Below are 22,059 nucleotides of genomic sequence, written 5' to 3' on the forward strand. Positions count from 1 at the left end.
GGCGCTTTTTAGAACGTCTGGCAATAGTGTATCCTGATCCACATTCCGCTCACTGAGCCGCTTTGCTAATGGTTAATCTTTGAAATATCTTGCTTCGTTTCGCACAACGTTAAGAATCTCCCGTTATCTTTTCCGGGTGCTGGCGCTTATGTTGTGGACGCTGGGGGTGCTGCTGACCACCTTTTATGTGCTGAATATTTTCCACAACAAAGAGTCCGAGATCCGCGATGAGGATAACCTCAATTACGATCTGGCGCAGAGTTACATTAAGAACTCCAATGATGTGATGCACAGCATTAAGTTCATGGCTGAGAATCGCCTGAGCGCGTCGATGAACGGGCTGGATATCATCAATGGCATTATCAGCACGAAGAACACGGCGCCCACTTATCTCGCCTTGTTCCCTGAGTCCGATTGTTCCGGGATTAATGACAGCTACCGTAATTCGCTGGCTTCGTTGGGCAACATGATCCATTACTGGAAAGATAACTTTTCCGACGCCTACGATCTCAATCGTGTGTTCTTCATCAGCGGCGAGAATTTATGTCTGGTTGATTTTGGGATCAGCAATGAACCGTTCGAGCGCGAAAGCCAGGAACAGTTGAAATCCTTACATGAAAAAATCCTGCAATATCGCAATGCGAAGAGCAAAGCTAAAGAAAACAGTCTGTACTGGGTGTCGCAGTCCGGCAGTAAAGATTCCGGAAATCTGTATGTGCTGACCCCGATTTATGTGGGCAATAAACTCGAAGCGCTGATGGGGATTCAGCAAAATCTGCGGGCTGAAGATTTATTGAATCCGAATTCTCAGCACACTGCGGTTACCTTACTCGATGAAGACGATCAGCCTCTGCTGGAGATTTCCGAGGACGAGCATTCCGCTAGCGCCCCGGAGGGTTATCCGCAGGACAGTTCATTCTTCGGGTATGTCAATGGCTACAAAGATTTGGTTTATAAAAAACCGCTGACACCGTCCTCGCTGAGTGTGGTGTATTCAATGCCGTTTAATACAGTGATTGACCGGTTTAAGATCCTGATTTTTAATGCTGTGTTATTGAATATTTTCTCCGGTTTGTTGTTGTTCATCCTGGCCTGGGTGTTTGAGCGCAAGATGTTTTTACCGGCCGAGGAAAACGCATTCCGGCTTGAGGAACATGAACAGTTCAATCACAAAATCGTGGCCTCAGCGCCGGTCGGCATTTCCATTTTGCGTATCAGCGATGGGGTTAACATCCTCAGTAATGAACTGGCGCACAATTACATCAGTATGCTGACTCAGGAAGACCGGCAGCGTATTACCCGAATCATCTGCGATCAACAGACGAATTTTGTCGATGTCATTACCAAGAACAATAACAATATTCAACTGAGTTTCGTCCATTCACGCTACCGTAATGAAGATGTGGCGATTTGTGTGCTGATCGACGTCAGTGCGCGCGTGAAAATGGAAGAGTCATTGCAGGAAATGGCCAATGCGGCCGAGCAGGCCAGCCAGTCGAAATCGATGTTCCTGGCGACCGTCAGCCATGAATTACGCACACCGCTTTACGGCATCATCGGCAACCTGGACTTACTGCAAACGCAAGGGTTGCCTCAGGGGGTGGACCGTCTGGTGACGGCGATGAATAACTCGTCGGCGCTGCTGCTGAAAATCATCAGCGATATTCTCGATTTCTCCAAAATTGAATCCGAGCAACTGAAGATCGAGCCGCAGGAATTCTCCTGCCGTGAAGTGATCACTCATATTGCCGGTAACTATCTGCCGCTGGTGGTTAAAAAGCGTCTGGGGCTTTACTGCTTTATCGAACATAACGTGCCGCTGTCGTTCAATGGCGATCCGGTAAGGTTGCAACAGGTCATCTCCAACATTCTTAACAATGCGATTAAATTTACCGATACCGGATGCATCGTTCTGAATGTCAGAACCTGCGGTAACTATCTTGAGTTTCAGGTGCGCGATACCGGCGTCGGTATTCCTGAGCGGGAAATCACGCGCCTGTTTGATCCGTTCTTCCAGGTGGGGACCGGTGTGCAGCGTCATTTCCAGGGCACCGGGCTGGGGCTGGCTATCTGTGAAAAGCTGATTAACCTGATGGATGGCGATATCGAGGTAGAGTCAGAACCGGGACTGGGCAGCTCGTTCACGGTGCGTATTCCGCTTTACAATGCCACATTCCCGTCGGGTGAACCGCTGGATCACTGGCAGGACAAAACGGTCTGGCTGGATGTGCGCAATGCTTATCTGGAAAGCTACCTGATGCAACTGATGCGCTATCACGGCGCGAATGTTCAGCGCTGCGAGCCGGAGCTGCAAAGCCAGCGGGAAGATGTCTTGATCACCGATACGCCGCTGATCCATAAGGGCGAACTGGCCGCACAAATTGAATTCTCCATCGACCATATCGGGCCGCCCGTCGAAACGCGGCCAGGTTACTGGGTTCACAGCACCTCGACCCCGCTGGAAATCACCGCACTGCTCAACCGGATTTATCGCCTTGATACGACACCGGAAGAAGAGGGCTGTGCAGCGCCGGAAGCCGCTGTGGCGCAGGATTACAGCGATATCACATTGCTGGTCGTGGATGATCATCCGATCAACCGTCGCCTTCTGGCGGACCAGCTGGGCACAATGGGATATGTCGTGATAACGGCGAATGACGGGATTGACGCACTGGATGCCATGCGTGCACACGAAATTGATATTGTGCTCAGCGACGTCAATATGCCGCGTCTTGACGGTTACGGGCTGACGGCAAAACTGCGCGAACTTGGCCACACTTTACCGGTGATCGGCGTTACCGCGAACGCGCTGGCGGAACAGCGTCAGCGTTGTCTTGAGGCGGGAATGGATAACTGTTTATCCAAACCGGTTACGCTGGAGACGCTGCGTGATACGCTCAGTTTTTACAGCGCGCTGGTACGTAAGAAACGCTAATCCTGCGGGCGGAAAGTGGACAATAAAAAGGCACCGCCCGGTGCCTTTTTTACAACTGAAGTAACGTAACCTTCTTAAATATCAGTCTTTATCCACCGGCTGGGAACTGACAGAAGACAGATAGTTCAGCAGGGCGATATCGTTTTCCACGCCCAGTTTCAACATCGCAGATTTCTTCTGGCTGCTGATGGTTTTGATGCTGCGGTTCAGCTTTTTGGCAATCTCAGTGACCAGGAAGCCTTCTGCAAACAAACGCAGAACTTCGCTTTCCTTCGGAGACAGACGTTTGTCGCCGTAACCATTAGCGCTGATTTTTTCCAGCAATTTCGCCACGCTGTCCGGCGTGAATTTTTTGCCTTTCTGCAATGCGGCCAGTGCCTTCGGCAGGTCGGTGGGCGCGCCTTGCTTGAGGACAATCCCTTCGATATCCAGATCCAGCACAGAACTCAGGATCGCCGGGTTATTGTTCATGGTCAGAACAATGATGGATAACTGCGGGTAATGACGCTTGATGTATTTGATCAAGGTGATGCCGTCGCCGAATTTATCGCCCGGCATGGACAGGTCAGTGATCAGTACGTGAGCATCAAGCTTGCTTAAGCTGTTAACCAGTGCAGTTGAGTCTTCGAACTCGCCTACAACATTCACCCATTCAATTTGTTCAAGGGACTTACGAATACCAAACAGGACGATAGGATGGTCATCAGCAATAATTACGTTCATATTATTCATGTGATTAGCTACCTTGCTGGAGCAGTCTGGAGACAAAAGAATCAATGTGATTGATGGTTTCAGTAATCTGTAAAACATCGCCATCTGCGATGTATTGTTCTAACGATTCACACATTTGCTTGCCTGGGGTCAGGTTCAGCATGGCGAACACCCCCTTGAGACGATGTGCTGTTTGGGAAAGTGATGTGAAATCACGGCGCTGGTTTTCATTATACAGTTTCTCAAGATCTTCCGGTACTGTCTCAACGAAAAGCTGATAGTAATCGCTTGATTTTAGCTGCTTTTCATAATGGTCGAGAGAGTTTTCGCCGGGTTCTTCGGGTGAAACACTGTCATCGGATACAGAAAATTGCTGTTCGATTAACAGTAATGTTGCGTCGATCAGCGCACTGCTGATGTTGTAATTGACGCGAATATAATGCTTTTCAAGCTGCTGTAATCCCGACTCATCGTCGGTCAGCAGCAGGGTAAATTGGTCACTGTTTTGCGGGTTATCTGTCAGTAAAACATCATATTCCCGCGCGGCCAGTCGGTCGTCAGCCACGATGCACACCGCACCGTAGGCGTTCATGGTCCGGGTCACAATACCGCGAACTTCATCTGATGTGATATCGAGTAATACCGTCACATCAGTCAGTAATTTTTCGTGTTCTGCTTCGACTTCCTGCGCTTCCTGACGTTGTTTTATACGCACAGTATAGCGTGTGCCGATATTAAGCTTGCTGCGGATTTCCAGCTGGCCACCCAGTTTTTTGCACAGCTGGTTACACAGGAAGAATGTTAGCCCGGAGCCGTGGTTAAAGCGATCGACTAACGTCTGACTAAGGAAAGGATAATTCAGATTACTCAGTTCTTCTTTGGAAATTCCGCTACCCGTATCGTTTATGTGGAAAATCAACTGATCCGGGCGATCTTCGTCCTGTTCGCTGGTCAGGGTTACCTTGCCCAGTGAGGTTGTAACGATGGCGTAGTCGAGCAACAGAGACAGAATTTTCTTCACCGCCTGCATATCGCCGATAAAGGCCGCTTCAGGGGCTATCTGGAAATGATTCAGTAACCCGAGGCCTTTCTGAGTCAGACGGGGAAGGGCCTCAAGCAACAACTCGTCTACCATGGCTGAAAGCACGTACCTATCACTTGCCGGTTGCCAGTCCTGAGTTTCCAGACGGGTCAGCAGTGTAATGTTATCGACCAGCGTCAGCGCATTGCGCGATTCATTCAGTAGTTTGCCTTCCAGCGTCTGACGGGTTTCCGGCTTCTGTTCTTCCACCAGAGCTACGGCCAGCCCGTTCAGTTCCTGCAAGGGCTGATTCAGCTCAATGCCCAGGTTATGCAGCATCAGTTTGCGTGCCTGCAGGTTCTTCTCAAACTCACGTTTGGCCTGTTGCAGCGTGCGGTTCACCATCACTTCTTTATCCTGATCGTGGAGCATAAACAGGTAAGTTTCCGGCGATATCTGACTGCGGATCATTCGGATTTCATAGACTTCGTTATTGACGGTCGCCTGTATCGTGCCGTGATGCTGTTCGGCCATATTGGCAATTTTGTTCAGGCTCAGGTGCGGCAATAACTGGTCGGCAATTTTATTGCTGAGGATCACGCTGTGATTGCTGAAGTTATACACCAGCAAACCCAGCGGCAGACCCGAAATGATTTCCTGATTCAGTGCCTGCTGCATTTGCAATTGTGCCGCCATATTCTCGCTCGGGCGGATGTACTGGTGGCGAATGAAATAGATGCTGATCATCGCCAGCCCGATCAGGAACACGTTGATCAGGATCAGCCAGAAGTTATTGTGTGCAAGATCAACCACCAGGCCAAACAGCGGCACATGGTAGGTCAGTGACAGCGGTGAATTGCTCAGCGGCACATCAAACACCAGCGACCATCCCTGCATCATAATGCTGCTGGCTGCCGTATTATCGTCGGTCGGATCACCTTCATTTACCGCCGTGGTGTTGCCATTAAGCTGGAAATTATCCCTCGCCATGCCGGAAGGGATCAGATCACTCATCGGTAAATCGAAGGCAATCACGGTCGCCAGATGACCCGGATTATTAAAGGTGGTGCGCAGGGAGAAAGAATAGTCGTTGCTCTGGCGCGATTTGCGCAGGGGAGAATAACTTTCACGCTCATCGAGGGTGTTTGCCTGCTGTAACATTTCGGCACGGCGTGACTGCAGCGTGCTGGTGAAATAGTTTTCTTTCAGGCGGGAATCCTGCTGCTCAAGCGGCACTGTGGTGATCAGCAACATACTGTTGTCCTGACCGTTCAGGTAATAGAGCGAATAAGGATGAGTTGTTGAACCCCACTGGTCATCCAGGAAGGATGAAATTTTCAGGGTTAAATCCAGGGTGGAGCTGTCATGAGTACCGAAAATCAGCGCATCGGTTTTCTTGTGAGATTTGGAAACAAAATACATGTCCTGGCGCAGGCGGATTTCCTGTGCATTGACGGCCTCCGCAGACATCGGCTGACCCGTGAAATTGTCGTAAATCTGGTAGGTCATGTAGCGGTACTTATCGATGCGCTTTTGCAGTAAATCTGCGGTGTTTTGTACCGTGAGCAGTTTGTCTTTCAGATAAGCATTGGTGTAGTTATACCCGTAAAGGCCAAGCCCCAGCGCCAGCAGTAAAATGAACAACCAAAAGAATCGCGTGATATTGGTTGATGTCAGCGATAAATATTTACCAGCCATGATGATGAGTTTTTCCCTTCATTCTTGTTATGACGCTTTTAGCGGACGACGGTTTTTGCACAAACAGTGACACACAACATCGTTGCCGCAACGCACCCTAATGCTACAGATAAGCTGCTGACTTGCGCGATAAAACCAATCAGCGCCGGACCCGCTAAAATACCGGCATAGCCCAGCGTTGTCACGGAGGCGATAGCCATTCCTGCTGGCATGGAGGTCTGATTGCCTGCCGCGCTGAACATGATCGGTACCAGATTTGACGCGCCAAATCCAATCATGACAAAACCCAGGCCCGCGACCCACAGATTATCGACGGTGGTCAGTAAAATCAGACCGAGGCTTGAAAACAGGCTGCCATACATCAGCACTTTATAACGACCCAATATGCTGATGATGCGATCACCGGTCAGACGTCCGGCCGTCATCGCGACGGAGAAAACGGCGTAACCGAGACCGGCCTGATGCGCTGACACACCGCGTTCGGTGGTAAGGAACAACGCGCCCCAGTCCAGCATCGACCCTTCGGTCATGAACATCACAAAACATAAAATCCCCAGCAGCACAACCCAGCCGCGGGGCAGAACAAATATCGGTCCGTCACCCTCATGACGCGTTTCGCGCCACAGATGCGGGCAGGTAAATATCACCAGAATTGCCAGTAAAACCACGACCAGCATTACTGACTGAAACGGCGACAGTCCGAGGAATAACAGGCCGGTTACAGCAAGCGCCCCAAAAATACTGCCCATGCTGAAAAAACCGTGAAAGCCCGACATCATCGCACGGCCACTGGCTTTCTCAACCACAACGGCATGAACGTTCATCGCGACATCAATCATGCCGATGGCGGCCCCGAAGACCAGAAGAATTAGCGCCATTCCGGCAGTGCTGTTCATGAGTGTCAGCAATGGGAGGGACAACAACAACAGTGAACTGGCGATCAGAATGACCGTTTTACACCCCAGTTTACTGGTCAGGAAACCGGTCAGCGGCATCGAAAATGTTGAACCTGCCCCGAGGCATAACAGCAGCAACCCCAATGTTCCGTCACTGATTTCCAGCCGCAATTTGACGAAAGGCACCAGCGGTGCCCAGGCAGCCATTGCAAATCCTGACAACAGAAAAATAAGCCGCGTAGCATGTTGTTGTGCCACGCCAGGTTGCGAAACGGGCTCAGCCATCATTTCCTGCGGGGGCGGTGTGGTTATCGGGTCGTGAGACATATCGTGAAAATCCCTTTGCATTTAAAAAATTAAACCACTCACCGCCCGCAAACGTACTGGCCGGATACTTTAGCAGAAAGCATAAGTGCTGTGATTGCGCATAGTCTTAATTGTGTGCTTGCCGGATACCCTGACGCCAGGAAATCTCAAAGACCATCACACAATCAGTAAGTCAATTTGATGAATTTCTTTGCCGTCACCTGATTGATTTTATTATTAATAATCCCTTTTATCTTGTATGGGTAATAAGTGATTGCGTTGTTTTTTATGAAGATAAATGTAAATAACCATGATTAAACCAAAATTTTACATTTGTTAAACTGATGATTTGACTTTCTTTAATGAATTATTTCAATCTTAACGATATTTTCTTTTTATGGCACTTAACTCAAATCATGCATATAACTTATGGAGTTTCGGGAAAAAATGCCGAAACGATGATTTACCGAAGCCCCTAAAAAATATTTACATGCAATAACCGCACTTTTTTGATTGTTTTGTTGTTTGTGGCCTTACCTCACACCAGTTGGAAGTTTATCCATTTTTTCTTAATGGTCTTCATTACCCGCAGAACCGCTTTTTGCCTGAAAAAGGAAGAGCGGTCGTTAGCGTGTATGGACAAAAACTGGCGTAACAGGGGTACAACATGGCTCAGAACGGTAGTGTGGTTATTGATGTTCTTTCTCGTACTAATGGTGCAGTAATCTCCCAGCTCTCAAACGCCAGCCAGGATGTCACTCTCAATCAAATCAGCATAATACGCGTGCACGCGACACGCGATGTCGTCGCCCGCTACGAGCGGGTAGGGAATGATCTGATCATTCACATGCAAGACGGACGCACCGTCCGCTATCACAGTTTCTTTGATACAGATGGCAAAGGCCATCACAGCGAACTGATTTTCGATGATGGAGAGCATCCTGTCGAACACGCCGCTTTTATCGATACCGGCGCGACAGCGGGAGCTGTTCCGATTGTTCCCGCCTATGAGACCCTTCCTGATGTCGGTGCGTTGCTTATCGACTCCTCGAATTTTGATCCTGCTGTTTTGGGGGCTGTGCTGGGTGTGCTTGCCCTGGGTGCAGGTATCGCTATTGCTGCAGGGGGAAGCGGCGGTGGTGGCGGTAGCAGCAGCAATAACGGCGGCAGTGACGGGGGTGGAAATACCGGGGGCGGGAATACCGGTGGGGGTAGCACGGGCGGAAATAGCGGTGGCAATAATGGGGGAAATAACGGCGGCACGACCGGGGGCGCTGCACCCACCCTGACGCTGTCGACCTTTGCCAACGATAACACCCTAAACCGCGTCGCCGTTGCCAGCCAGCAAACATTCAGCGGCATATCGACCAACGCGGCTGCCGGCAGCACGATAGTGCTGACGATCAACGGAAAAACCTTCACCACGACCGTGGATGGCAGCGGTCGCTGGAACGTTCCTCTTCCTGCCAGCGAACTGCAAACGCTGGCGGACGGCACCTATGTCATTTCCGTGACCCTGACTAACACGTCAGGCGAAACAGTAACCAGGAGTGTGACGGTGGTGGTGGATACCACGCCGCCAGCGCTGACGATAAATCCTGTGGATGGCGATAACGTTATTGATGCAAACGGGCATCAGCAACCGCTGATTCTCACCGGTACGGCATCTGTTTCTGAAGCAGGCCGTGCGGTGGATATCGTGCTCAACGACATTCATTACAGTGCAACCGTCGGTGCTGATGGCACCTGGTCTGTGACCATCCCGGCAAATATTGTCTCTGCGCTGGCAGAAGGGGCTTATACGCTAACGGCCTCCCTGACCGATGCGGCAGGTAACCCGACCTCTGCGCCGGAAAGTTTTATCATCAGCGACAGCGCCGGGATCCTGACCGTCAATCCGGTTTCCGGTGATGGCCAGCTCAATGCCAGCGAAGCGCAAAGCGCACTGGTGATCACCGGGACGACAGCCAATGTGCCAGCCGGAACAGAAATTACCGTCACGGTAGGCAGTGTGGTTTATCACACGACCACCACCACGGGTGGCGGATGGAGTCTGAGCATTTCTCCAGCGGACTTACAGGCACTGGCTGACGGTTCGACTACCGTGACGGTCAGCATGGTGGATTCACAAGGCAATACCCTCAGTCAGACGACGGGTCTCAATGTGGCTATCCACGGTGTACCGCCGACGCTGGATCCGGTATTCGGCGGTGACAACACCCTTGATGCCAGCGAATCCACGACCAGCCAGACACTGACAGGGAATACCGGTCTGACCGGCAACGGACAGACCGTGACTGTCACGGTGGGCGGTCAGCAAATTACCGGCACCGTAGCACCGGACGGTACGTTTACCGTCACGGTGCCATCCTCCGTACTCGGTGCCCTGCCGCAGGGCAGCAATAATATCGTGGTCGCCGTGACAGATCCGGCGGGTAACCACAGCAGCATCACGACGCCGGTGACAGTCGATACGGTGGCTCCGACGCTTGTGATCAATCCGCTGGCCGGAGACGGGCAGATCAGTCTGGCCGAAGCCGCTGGCGCACTGACTTTAACAGGTACGGCCTCGTCCGCAGACTCGGGCAGAACGGTGAATATCACGATTGACGGCCATCCGTTCACCGCCATTGTGGGTGCTGACGGTGCGTGGAGCACGTCAATCCCGGCGGGTACGCTGAGCGGGCTCAACGGTGATTTCCCGATCAGCGCTACCCTGACGGATGCCGCGGGTAATACCACGACCAGCACCCGTCCGCTGCACGTGGCTGCCGATTCCACCCTCCAGCCGGGCATTACAGTGAACGCGTTTGGTGGTGATAAGGTGGTTGATGGCGCAGAAGTGCAGACGGCGCAGGTACTGACCGGCTCCACGACGCTCGTCGAAGCCGGCCAGATCGTCACTGTTACGCTCAACGGCCGCATCTACGAGGCCACGGTACAGGCCAGCGGCAACTGGAGTGTGATTATTCCGGCGGCTGATATGGTCACACTGACTGACGGCACCAAAACCATCAATGTCAGCGTTTCTGATAAAGCCGGTAACCCGGCGACCGGCAGCGATACCTTCGACGTTGATACCTCACAGAACGGCATTGCGATTGATCCGGTGACCGGTGATAACGTGATTAATGCCGTTGAAACCGCAAACGGCATTGAAATCAGCGGAACCACACTGGGTGTTGCGGAAAATGCCATCGTCACTGTGCGTTTCGGTTCGCTGTTTAAAACAGCCACGGTGGGGGCGAATGGCAGATGGTTCATGCTGTTAAGCACGGGTGAGATTGGGGATATTAAGGGCGCGAATCCGGACCTCAGCAGCATTTCTGCCACTGTCGAAGGGCCGGGCGGGGTGATTTTATCCAACAGCATTAATATCGGTATCGACAACACCAATCCGGTACCGACTCTCAATACGCCGTTTGGTGATGGCCTGCTCAATAGCGCAGAAGCCGCCGCCGGACAAACTCTCAGCGGCACAACGGGTAAATCTGGTGATGGTCAGACGGTGACCGTCACATTAGGCGGACACACCTATAACGCGACAGTGGCCGCAGATGGCAACTGGTCAGTTCAGGTTCCGGTCGCAGATTTGCAGGCGCTGCCGCAGGGCAATGTGGCTATCTCTGTTACCGCGACGGACAGTGCAGGTAATACCGCTGCCATAAGCGGCAATGCCACGGCTGATTTTACCGCGCCGCTTCTGACCGTTAACCCGGTTTCCGGCGACGGATATATCAACGGTACTGAAGCGGCCGCAGGCGTGGCGATCACCGGCACCGCCTCTATTTCTGAAGCAGGACGTACTGTAACCGTGACCCTCAACGGTGAAACCTATACCGGCATCGTGCAACCCAACGGCCAGTGGAGTGTTTCCGTGCCTGCTGCCGCGTTTAGCGGGATTGCAGACGGCAACTATCCTCTGCAAGTCCAGCTGTCAGATGCAGCCGGTAATACCACCACTGTGGGTTCAAACGTGCAACTGGTCGCAGATGCGGCCAACGGTCCGACCATCACCGTGAATACTTTTGCGGGTAACAACGTACTGGATGGCGCAGAACAACAAACCGCGCAGTCACTCAGTGGCTCGACCTCACAGGTTGAAGCGGGCCAGACAGTGCTGATCTTGCTTAACGGTCATTCTTACACGGCTGTGGTACAGCCAAGCGGAAACTGGAGCATCAGTATTCCGGCTGCGGATCTGGCGACCCTCGCCAACGGTACCACCCCGATCAGCGTATCCGTGGCAGATAAAGCGGGCAATATCGCGACCGGCAGCGAAACCCTGACGGTCAACAACCAGCTCAGCGGGCTGTCGGTTAATCCGGTGGCGGGCGATAACCAGCTCAATGCCAGTGAAGCCGCCGCCGGCATTACTCTCAGCGGGACGTCCGCTAATGTGCCTGTGAACAGCGTGGTCACCATTACGCTGAACGGCAAAACGTATACGGCAACCACCGGCACTGGCGGTGCCTGGAGTACGCCGATCCCGGCAGCCGATCTGGCACTGCTCAGTGACGGTAACAACACGGTGAAAGTCAGCGCGACAGATGCCGCAGGCAATCCGGTATCCGGCAGCAGTGACTTCGGTGTGATCATTCACTCCCTCCCCGTTGCGACGCTTGATACCCCCTTTGGCGATAAACAACTGAATGCCAGTGAGGCTGCTGCCGGGCAGACACTGACCGGCAGCACCGGGGTAAGCGGCGACGCACAGGCCGTCACGGTCACCGTCGGCGGTATTCTGTACACTGCCACGGTGGATGCTAACGGTAACTGGAGCGCCATCGTACCTGCCGGAGATTTGCAGGCCATCCCTCAGGGACCGGCCGCCGTACAGGTTACGGTGACCGATGCGGCGGGAAATACCAGTAATATTTCTGTGCCGGTAACCATCGATACGGTGGCACCGGTAGTTACTATCAACCCGGTCGCCGGTGACGGCATCATTAATGCCGCAGAAGCAGGGGCGGTTATTCCTGTCAGTGGCACTGCCGGTGCCGGTGAGGCCGGGGATATTGTTACCCTCAGTATTGCGGGTCATACCTATACAGGTACCGTGGTGACTGGCGGTGGCTGGACAGTCAACATTCCGGCGGATGCACTGGCGAATGTCGCCAATGGCACTTACATCCTGACGGTCACCGTCACCGATGCTGCCGGTAACGCAGGAACCGCAACCACACCGGTGACGGTGAAAGCGGATCCGGCATTATTGCCGACGATTGAGATTGATCTGTTTGCCGGAGACGGCACGCTCGATGGCGCGGAACGCACCAACCCGCAGACTGTCAGCGGCACGACAACTCAAGTTGAAGCCGGACAAATTGTCACCGTAAGTATCGGAAGCGGAACATATCAGGCGACGGTGTTAGCCAGCGGTGCATGGAGTGTCAGCGTTTCGGCGATTGACTTACAGGCGCTGCAAAACGGCACCGCAACCATTGAGGTTTCTGTCGCCGATAAAGCCGGCAACCCGGCCAGCAACAGCGAAGACTTCACGGTTAACAGTGCGCTGGGCGGAGTGACCATCAACCCGATTACCGGCGATAATAAAATCGATGCCACCGAAGCGGGCGCAGGTTTTGACATCAGCGGTAAAACCGCCAACGTGCCGGAAGGTACGCCGGTTACCGTCAAACTGGGCACGGTGACCTATACCACGCAGACCAACGCTGACGGCAACTGGACCATTAATGTGCCCTCGGGGGATGTCGCTAACCTGGCGGACGGCACCAGCCACGTCATTGTAACTACCGTGACGACCGATCAGGGCGCGGTTACGGCGACGCAGGATCTGGGCATTTACACCACATTGCCGCAACCGACGCTGAATACGCCGTTTGGCGATGGTTTGCTGAGCAGCACGGAGGCTGCCACCGATCAGATACTGACCGGTAAAACGGGGCTGACCGGTGACGGTCAGACGGTGACAGTTATCATTGACGGCACGCCTTACACCGGTACGGTGGCAACCGACGGTAGCTGGACCGTGACCATTCCTTCGGCGGATTTACAGGGGCTGGGTGAAGGGACGAAAACCCTCACTGTGAATGTGACCGACGCCGCAGGCAACACCGCTACGTTGCCGGGATCGGTGGATGTGGACTTCACACCGCCTTCGCTGTCACTCGATAATGTGGCGACGGACAACGTGATTAACGCGGCCGAAGCTGGCGCGCCGATTACCCTGAGCGGAACCAGTGATCCGGCCGATGCAGGGCAGACGGTGACACTGACCTTCAATGGACAGACATATACCGCAGAAGTGCAGCCAAACGGCAGCTGGAGCACCACCATTCCGGCCAATACCCTCAACGGCTTGGCTGACGGCAGTTATCCGCTGACCGCTGAACTGACCGATGCGGCAGGTAACACCACTACGCTGCCACCGGTCAATATTGAGCTCGCGACGCAGAACGTGCCGGTGCCCACCATTGAAACGCCGTTTGGCGATACCTTCCTGAATCAGCGGGAAGCGGATACCGATCAGACGCTCACCGGTACCACCGGAGTCACAGGCGCAGGCCAGACCGTGGTGGTCAATATCGGAGGGGTGGATCATTCCGCTGTTGTTGATGCCAATGGTATCTGGACGGTGAACCTCAGTGCGGCAGATTTGCAGGCGATACCGGAAGGTCCGCAAAACGTGGTAGTGACTGCCACTGACAGTGCCGGTAACGCGGGCACCGTTAACAGCGCTATTACCGTCGACTATACCTTGCCAACGCTAACCTTTAACCCGGTGGCGACGGATGACATTATTAATGCGGCCGAATCGCTGCAACCTGTGGTAATCAGCGGAAGCGCGGATATCCCGGATGCCGGTCAAACCGTTTCCGTAGTGCTGAGTTTTAACAATGTGACGTACACCGCAGTGGTTCAGCCGGATGGTACCTGGAGCTTTACACTGCCAAGTAGTGTCGTGCAGTCGCTGACAGATACCACGTATACGCTGACCGCCACGATCACTGATGCGGCAGGGAACAGCACTACAGCCCCGCATACCTTCAGCGTGGATGCTAATCCGGTTGATTTGCCGACGCTGCTGATTACCGCGGTGTCCGGCGACGATTACATTAATGCGATCGAAAAAGGCGCGGATATTCCGATCACCGGGACATCCACCCATCTCGAAAACGGACAGATTGTGGTGGTGAGCTTTAACGGTAAAGCCTACAACGCCGTGGTTGATGCGAATGGCAACTGGACGGCTACCGTGCCTCTGGCTGATCTGGGTAACTTATCTGACGGGCCGGTTACTGTCACGGCGACCGCCACGGATCTGGCCGGTAACCCGGCATCTGCCTCGCACAACGCCACGGTTATCACCCAGCCGGGTGACCTGCCAACCCTGACCATCAATGCCATTTCCGGCGATGATTACATTAATATCATTGAGCATAATCAGGGAATGACTGTCAGCGGGACTTCCACTCATGTTCCTGTGAATGGCACCGTCACCGTGGTCATTACCGGCGAAAACTACAGCGCGACCTATACAGCCACTGTGCAGGCCGACGGTAGCTGGAGCCTCCCGATGACGGCTGCTCAGGTTCAGGCGCTGCCAGCAGGCAATAATACCTTCACCGCCACCGCAGATGACGTGGCGCAAAACGTGGCGACGGCAACACACAATGTGGCCGTTGATACGGCGGCGCCGATACTGACCGTGACCGTCGATACCGGCGGGGATAACATCATTAATCTGGCGGAAGCCGCGCTGGGTATTCCGGTCAGTGGTTCGACGGATCCTAACCTGACCGTTACCGTCACGCTCAACGGAAAAGATTACACCACGACCGCGGACGGTACCGGTGCCTGGAGTCTCACGATTCCGGGCGGAGATGTGCAGGCCATTACTACCGATGGCAGCAAAACCATCGACGTCCGTGTCACCGATGCGGCCGGGAATAACGTGAGTACCTTTGCTGATTTCACGCTTTCGACGCACGCATTACCCGTGCTGACCTTTGGTGTGATTGCCGGGAACGGTATTCTGAATATCAGTGAAGCGGCCAACGGTTTCACCCTCAGTGGAACCAGCTCAGGTCTGGCACCGGGAACGACTGTGCAGGTGACGGTGCCGGGGCTGGCGGATCCAATTTCCGGTACGGTGAACCCTGACGGACTCGGCTGGACGGCCATCGTTTCGCCGGGCCTGCTCAGCGGACTGACCAGCGGTATCGTGCAGGTGACCGTGACGGCAGAAGATGTTGCCGGTAACCCGGCGTCTTCCAGCGCCAGTCTGGATATTGAGCTGTCTGCGTTGCCGGTACCGACCATCAACCCCCCGTTTGTGGACGGCATTCTGAACGCCACCGAAGCGGCGGGTAATCAGCTGATTACCGGTTCAACCGGCACTACCGGCGCGGGTCAGACCGTTCTGGTGACTGTCGATGGCACGCCGGTGCTGGCCACCGTGGGCAATGATGGCACCTGGACGGCGACGGTGCCTTCCGGTGTGCTTCAGGGGCTGGCGGATGCCACGCACACCATCAGTGTGACCGCAACCGACAGCGCGGGGAATACCAGTGCGGCCGGTACCCTTGATTTCACCGCTCTGACCCATGTTCTGCCAGTGGCTGGCATTAACCAGCCATTCGGCGATGGCATTCTGAATTTCGATGAAGCGTCAAACCCGGCAGGTCAGGTGATTACCGGTACCACCGGGATCACCAGTCCGGGGCAGACCGTGACCGTGGTCATCAACGGCAACGCGGTACCGGTTGTGGTCGATTCTGCGGCGGGAACCTGGAGCGTTTCGCTGACGTCCCCTGAACTGCTGGCATTGCAGGATGGCAGCTGGCCGGTGGTGGTGACCGTGACCGACAGTGCGGGCAACTCATCTGTGCTGCCGGTTTCTGTCGGTGTACAAATCCACAACGTTCCTGCACCGACCATCAATTTGCCATTCGGCGACGGTACGCTGAACATTGCCGAATCCACGGCTGTTGGTGGCCAGACGCTCACGGGTACTACCGGCGTGACCGGAGCCGGGCAAACCGTCAGTGTGGCTATCGCGGGCATAACCGGCAGTCCGTTTACAGCCATAGTGGATCCGGCTACCGGTAACTGGAGCCTGAACCTGACACCCGCCCAGCTGGCAACGCTGGGTCTGGCGACGGCGACATACGAGATTACCGTCACGGCGACAGACAGCGCGGGGAATCATACCGATGCGACACTGACCTTCACGTCCTATCTGTCCGCCCCTGTGCCGGTTATCGACCTGCCGTTTGGCGACGGCAATCTGAATATCGCTGAAGCGGCTGCCGTGAACGTGATTACCGGTAATACCGGCATCACCGGCAACAACCAGAACGTTAAACTGACCATTGATGTGGCTGGCACCACCTATACCGCGACCGTCGATCCGTCGACCGGTGACTGGTCGGTGAGTCTGCCTGCAGGCGTACTGAATTCTCTGGGCAGTGGTCTGCATGATATCAACGTGACGGTAACAGATGCCGCGGGCAACAGTACGCCAGCGACGCAGCCTTTTAACAGCTATCTCACCGTGCCGGATGTCACCATCAATACGCCGTTTGGCGATGGTTATCTGAGTGCGGCCGAAGCTGCCACACCGCTGACCCTGACCGGGACCACCGGGCTGTCGGGAACGGGGCAAACTGTGGTGGTCACCCTTGGCGGAATACCTCTTCCGGGTGTGACGGTGGATGCGGACGGTAACTGGTCGGTTCCGGTGACAGCGGGTGAAATCGCCGCTCTTCCGCAGGGCGCTCAGCAAATCTCCGTGTCTGTCACGGACGGCGGCGGCAATACCGGTTCAGCCTCGGCGGATGTCGGCATTGCCGTGACACAACTGCCTTCCGTGGCGGTGACGTCCTTTGCCGGTGCCGGTTTTGATCTGACCTACGCCGAGAGCCAGAGCACGCAAACCATTACCGGTACGACGGTGAATGTGCAGGCGGGACAGCAGGTGACAGTCACGGTCGGCAGCATCAGCCATCAGGCAACGGTGCAGGGTGACGGTTCATGGAGTGTGACACTGACCCCGGATGAACTCGGTACGCTGTCAACCGGTCAGACGATTGGTGTCGCAGTGAGTGATCTGGCGGGTAACCCGGCGACGGCAACATCATTGCCAGTCACGGTAAACCTGATACCCCCTGCGTTCTCCATTACCCTTGATCCGGTCACCGGTGACAACATTATTAACGTGGCGGATGGCAATCCGGCGGACATTACCCTTTCCGGTAAAACAGTGAATGTGCCGGATGGCACACTGGTCACCGTCACTGTCGGCGGGAATCCGCACACGACGACGGTTAACGCCGACGTCTGGACACTGCCTGTTCCAGCCTCCGAATTTGTGAATGGCACGACCACGACGGTGACCGCATCAACGCTTATTCCGGTGACCAATGTCACGCAAGGCGTGCTGGTGGATACCACTGCGCCGACCCTGACCATCAGCGCCTTTACCGGCGATGATATTCTCAATAATACCGAGTCGAAATCCGCCCAGCTGATTTCAGGGACGGCGGATACCAGTGAAGTGGGCCGTGTGGTCACGGTCACACTGAATGGCAAAACCTACAGCGGCACCGTGCAGACCGGCGGCACCTGGTCAGTCAGCGTACCCGCCGCCGATTTGCAGGCATTACCGCAAGGTACCGGCGCAACCAACGTGATCTCCGCCACCCTCACGGATGCGGCAGGCAACGTGGGTACGGCGGTTCCGCATACGGTGAACGTTGATACGTCAGCGCCGTTACTGGCGCTGAATGCGGTTGCCGGTAATAACGTCATTAATCTGGCGGAATCACTGCTCAACGTGCTGGTGGGGGGGACCTCCAGCGGTGCGGACGGGCAGACAGTGAACGTCACTCTGGGCGGCGCCTCTATTGGGACAGCGCTTATCCAGCCTGGCGGTGCATGGTCGCTTAACCTGACACCTGAACAACTGATTTTGCTCAATGACGGTACCCTGACCCTGGCCGCCACCGTAACAGATGCGGCGGGTAACACCACCAGCGTCAGTACCGGTCTGGATATCTTCTTCAACAAACTGCTGGATCTGAATGTGGCCAGCGGACTGGGGCTGACCGACGGTTTCCTTAATCTGGCGGAATCACAGGTAGCGCAAACCCTCAGCGGCACGGTGATTGGCGCGGGCGTCGGGTCAGTTATCTCAACGGTAATTGACGGTACGCCATTGTCGGCAATCGTGGGCGCTAACGGATTGTGGTCACTTACCATACCGGCCGCCGTTCTCGGCGCACTGACCGATGGTGCGCAGGTTATCAATCTCACCCTGACCGATGCGGCGGGGAACACCAAGGTTGAAGCACTTAATCTTGATGTGCTGAAAACCTTGCCGGTGCTGGGCGACCTCACGCCAATCTTCGGCGGCAATGGCCTGCTGAATGCGGCGGAATCTCTGCTGGCACAAACCATCGGGGGCGCAGCGACGGCGGTTGACGGCACGCTGGTGACCGTGACCCTTGGCGGTAAAACCTATAACACTACCGTGACGGCAGGCACCTGGAATATCCAGATCCAGCCGGGCGATCTGGGCGCACTGCTGGATGGCACCCTGAATCTGGGTATCACCCTGACAGACCCGGCGGGCAACACGTCTTCTACCCCTATTCCGGTGGGGATTGCCATCCACAATCTGCCGCAGGTGGTGCTCAATACCGTGTTTGGTGACGGCGTGCTCAATATCGCTGATCTGCTGGTTAATCAGACGATTAGCGGCACGGTCTCGAACGTTGCGGCAGGTACCGCGATCGCCGTGCAGGTCGGCACACAAACCATTAACGGCGTAGTTGATGCGACCGGACATTTCCTGGTCACTGTTCCGCCGTCCGTTCTCGGCTTGCTGAGTGGCACGACCGCTGCGGTCAGTGTGACGGTGGCGGATGCGGCGGGTAATGTTGGCAGCGCGGCCGCGAATGCGGTGCTGGATCTCGTCAGGCCGGTCATTAACCTGACGTCGGTCCTGGGCGACGGCTTGCTCAACGCAGCGGACGCACTGACTACCCAGGTGATTGGCGGGACAGTCAGCGGCGTGGCGTCGGGAACGCAGGTGCAGGTCACGCTGGGCGGGAAAACCTTCCTCGGCGCGACCGACGGGACGGGCGCATTCAGCATCACCCTGCAACCGGGTGACCTGAAAGCGCTGGGCGACGGCACCTTCCCGGTCGTGGTTTCTGTTACCGACAACGGCGGTAATACCAGCACCAGCAGCAGCACGCTGACTTCCATTATTAACGCGGTACCGAAAATTGTGCTGGATCCTGTTTTCGGTGCAGATGGCATCCTGAATGCGGCTGAAGCGCTGCTGACACAGACCATCAGCGGTACGGTCACCAACGGGCACGTCGGCGAAACGGTCAACATTAACGTCGGCGGCGGCCTGATCAACCTGACAGCAACCGTTGGCAGTGACGGCAAATTCTCCGCGTCACTGACCCCGCTGCAACTTGCCGGATTGCTTGACGGCAATCTGACCATCGTCACCACCGTGACCGATGAAGTGGGTAACACGGCGTCAAATACCGTGGGGCTGAATGTCGGTATTCACAATCTGCCATCGATTGTCCTGAATCCGGTCTTTGGCGATGGCGTGCTGAACGTGGTTGACCTGCTGACCGGTCAGACCATCAGCGGTATCGCGACCAACGTCGCGCAAGGCACCCAAGTGCAGATTTCCCTGAATGGCAAAAACTACCTTGCCAATGTGGGCGCTGGCGGCGTGTTCAGCGTGACGGTACCGGTGACGGATCTGGGCGCTATTCTCAACGGCTCTCAATCGGTGGTCGCCAGCCTGGTGGACGGCTCCGGTAACCCGGCATCGGTCACCAACCTGCTGAACGTGGTATCGCAGTCACTGCCAACCATCACGCTGAATCCGTTATTTGGTGATGGCCTGCTGAACGCGGCGGATGCACTGCTCACTCAGACCATCAGCGGAACCACCACCAATGCGCAGGGATCGACCGTGACCCTGAACGTCGGCGGCAATACCCTGACGGCACTGGTGAAAGCGGATGGCACCTTCAGTGTGGCCATTCCGCAGCTTACCCTCTCCAGCCTGCTTGACGGTGCGCTGAATGTCGGTGCGTCGGTAACCAATGCTGCCGGTCATGCCGTCAGCGGCAGTGCGACAGCAACGGTGGGTATTCACACCCTGCCAACGCTGTCACTCGGCTCGTTGTTTGGCGGAGACGGTTATCTGAATGCCGCTGAAGCGGGTGCCAGTACTAATATTACCGGGACCTCCAACCTGCTCAACGGCACGGTGTCGGTCACTATTGGTGGCGTGACGCACACCGGTACCATCACCAACGGCGCGTGGAGTGTGCCGTTCACCTCGGCAGAGCTGAAAGGGCTGGCGGATGGTTCGACGCAGGTCTCTGTTTCGGTTGCGGATCTTGTGGGCAACACTGCAATCATTTCTAACCCGCTGAACGTACTGACACATGCATTGCCGCTGGTGGCGCTGAATCCACTGCTCGGCCTGACGCTCGGTGTGGTTGGCGGCATTCTCGGCGGTCAGGGTCTGACGCTGAGCGGGACCAGCCGCAACATCGCCCAAGGTGGCCTGGTCAGTGTCACTCTGCTGGGCAATACGCTGGCAGGGACCGTGCAGGCAGACGGTTCGTGGACAGTGAAACTGTCCAGTGCGCTGCTGAGCAGCTACGGACTGGTGGGCTTACTGAACGCACTGCTCGGCGCGGTGGTGGAACTGAAAGCGGTGGATGCGGCGGGTAACGGATTCGATGCCCATGTCGGGCTGACCGTCGGTTCGACCTTGCCGGCAGAGACCAGCAGCCTGGCCGTTCAGTCACTGGCCGTGGACGATACCCATACACTGGCGGCGGTTCACACCACCGATACCAGCAGTGCAACCAGCGATACTTCAGCGACGCATGCTACCAGTACGCTGACAGATCCGCTGGTCACTGCGGACAACAGCTCTTCAACTACCACTACGCCTGACACCACCACTGCAGACACCATCGCGCACGCGGATACAGCATTCTCTATTGGCGGTATGACCATTGATCTGACGGCCATTGAGGGCGTGGCCCTCGGCGGCGCGGGCAATGACACCATTTCGGTTCACACCCTCGATTTCTCGCAAATCGACGGCGGAACCGGTGTCGATACCCTGTTGCTGGCGGGCACCCATCAGCATCTGGACCTGACGCTGCTCGGGCTGAAAGTTGAACATATCGATATCTTCGATTTAGGCAATTCCGGCACTAACAGCATCTCACTGAACCTGCATGAGGTGCTGAATGTGAAGGATAACCCGTCCGACGAAGTGATCATCAGGGGGGGCGAGGGCAGTCTGGTGAATCTGCAAATGGGCACCGACGGCGCATGGAACGAAACCGGGCAACGTACGGTGGACGGACTGACCTTCGACGTTTATCACAACGCATCTTTGGATACCTCAAACACTCTGGGAGACGTCCTGGTGCAACACGGTCTGCACGTACAGCAGAGTTAAT

The 22,059-nt window shown here is 55.2% G+C and carries 5 protein-coding genes; 2 read left to right on the forward strand and 3 right to left on the reverse strand.

Features of this window, described 5'->3' with window-relative positions:
• Positions 1-79 precede the first annotated feature (79 nt).
• Entirely contained in the window at positions 80-2,935 is a 2,856-nt protein-coding gene (gene rcsC / locus ETV65_RS07910; protein WP_129952358.1) for a two-component system sensor histidine kinase RcsC, read from the forward strand.
• Between the two features lie 81 nt (positions 2,936-3,016).
• On the opposite strand, the gene rcsB is transcribed toward rcsC, so the two are convergent.
• From rcsB to ETV65_RS07925, 3 genes are read right to left on the reverse strand one after another with little or no spacing between them, the layout of a single operon-like run.
• Positions 3,017-3,667: a response regulator transcription factor RcsB gene (gene rcsB / locus ETV65_RS07915; RefSeq protein ID WP_013574620.1), complete on the reverse strand. Its 651-nt coding sequence runs from the start codon at positions 3,665-3,667 to the stop codon at positions 3,017-3,019.
• Positions 3,668-3,671: 4 nt separating this feature from the next.
• The gene (gene rcsD / locus ETV65_RS07920) at positions 3,672-6,365 is read right to left on the reverse strand and encodes a phosphotransferase RcsD (RefSeq protein WP_129952359.1); all 2,694 of its coding nucleotides are present in this window, start codon (positions 6,363-6,365) and stop codon (positions 3,672-3,674) included.
• 38 nt (positions 6,366-6,403) lie between these two features.
• Complete coding sequence (locus ETV65_RS07925; protein ID WP_129952779.1) at positions 6,404-7,549, reverse strand: MFS transporter; 1,146 nt, start codon at positions 7,547-7,549, stop codon at positions 6,404-6,406.
• 685 nt (positions 7,550-8,234) lie between these two features.
• On the opposite strand from ETV65_RS07925, the gene ETV65_RS07930 reads away from it, so the two are divergent.
• The gene (locus ETV65_RS07930) at positions 8,235-22,058 is read left to right on the forward strand and encodes an Ig-like domain-containing protein (protein ID WP_129952360.1); all 13,824 of its coding nucleotides are present in this window, start codon (positions 8,235-8,237) and stop codon (positions 22,056-22,058) included.
• Position 22,059: the final 1 nt, after the last annotated feature.

This window comes from Rahnella sp. RFA10(1/100), assembly GCF_004195115.1.
Taxonomy (GTDB): domain Bacteria; phylum Pseudomonadota; class Gammaproteobacteria; order Enterobacterales; family Enterobacteriaceae; genus Rahnella; species Rahnella perminowiae.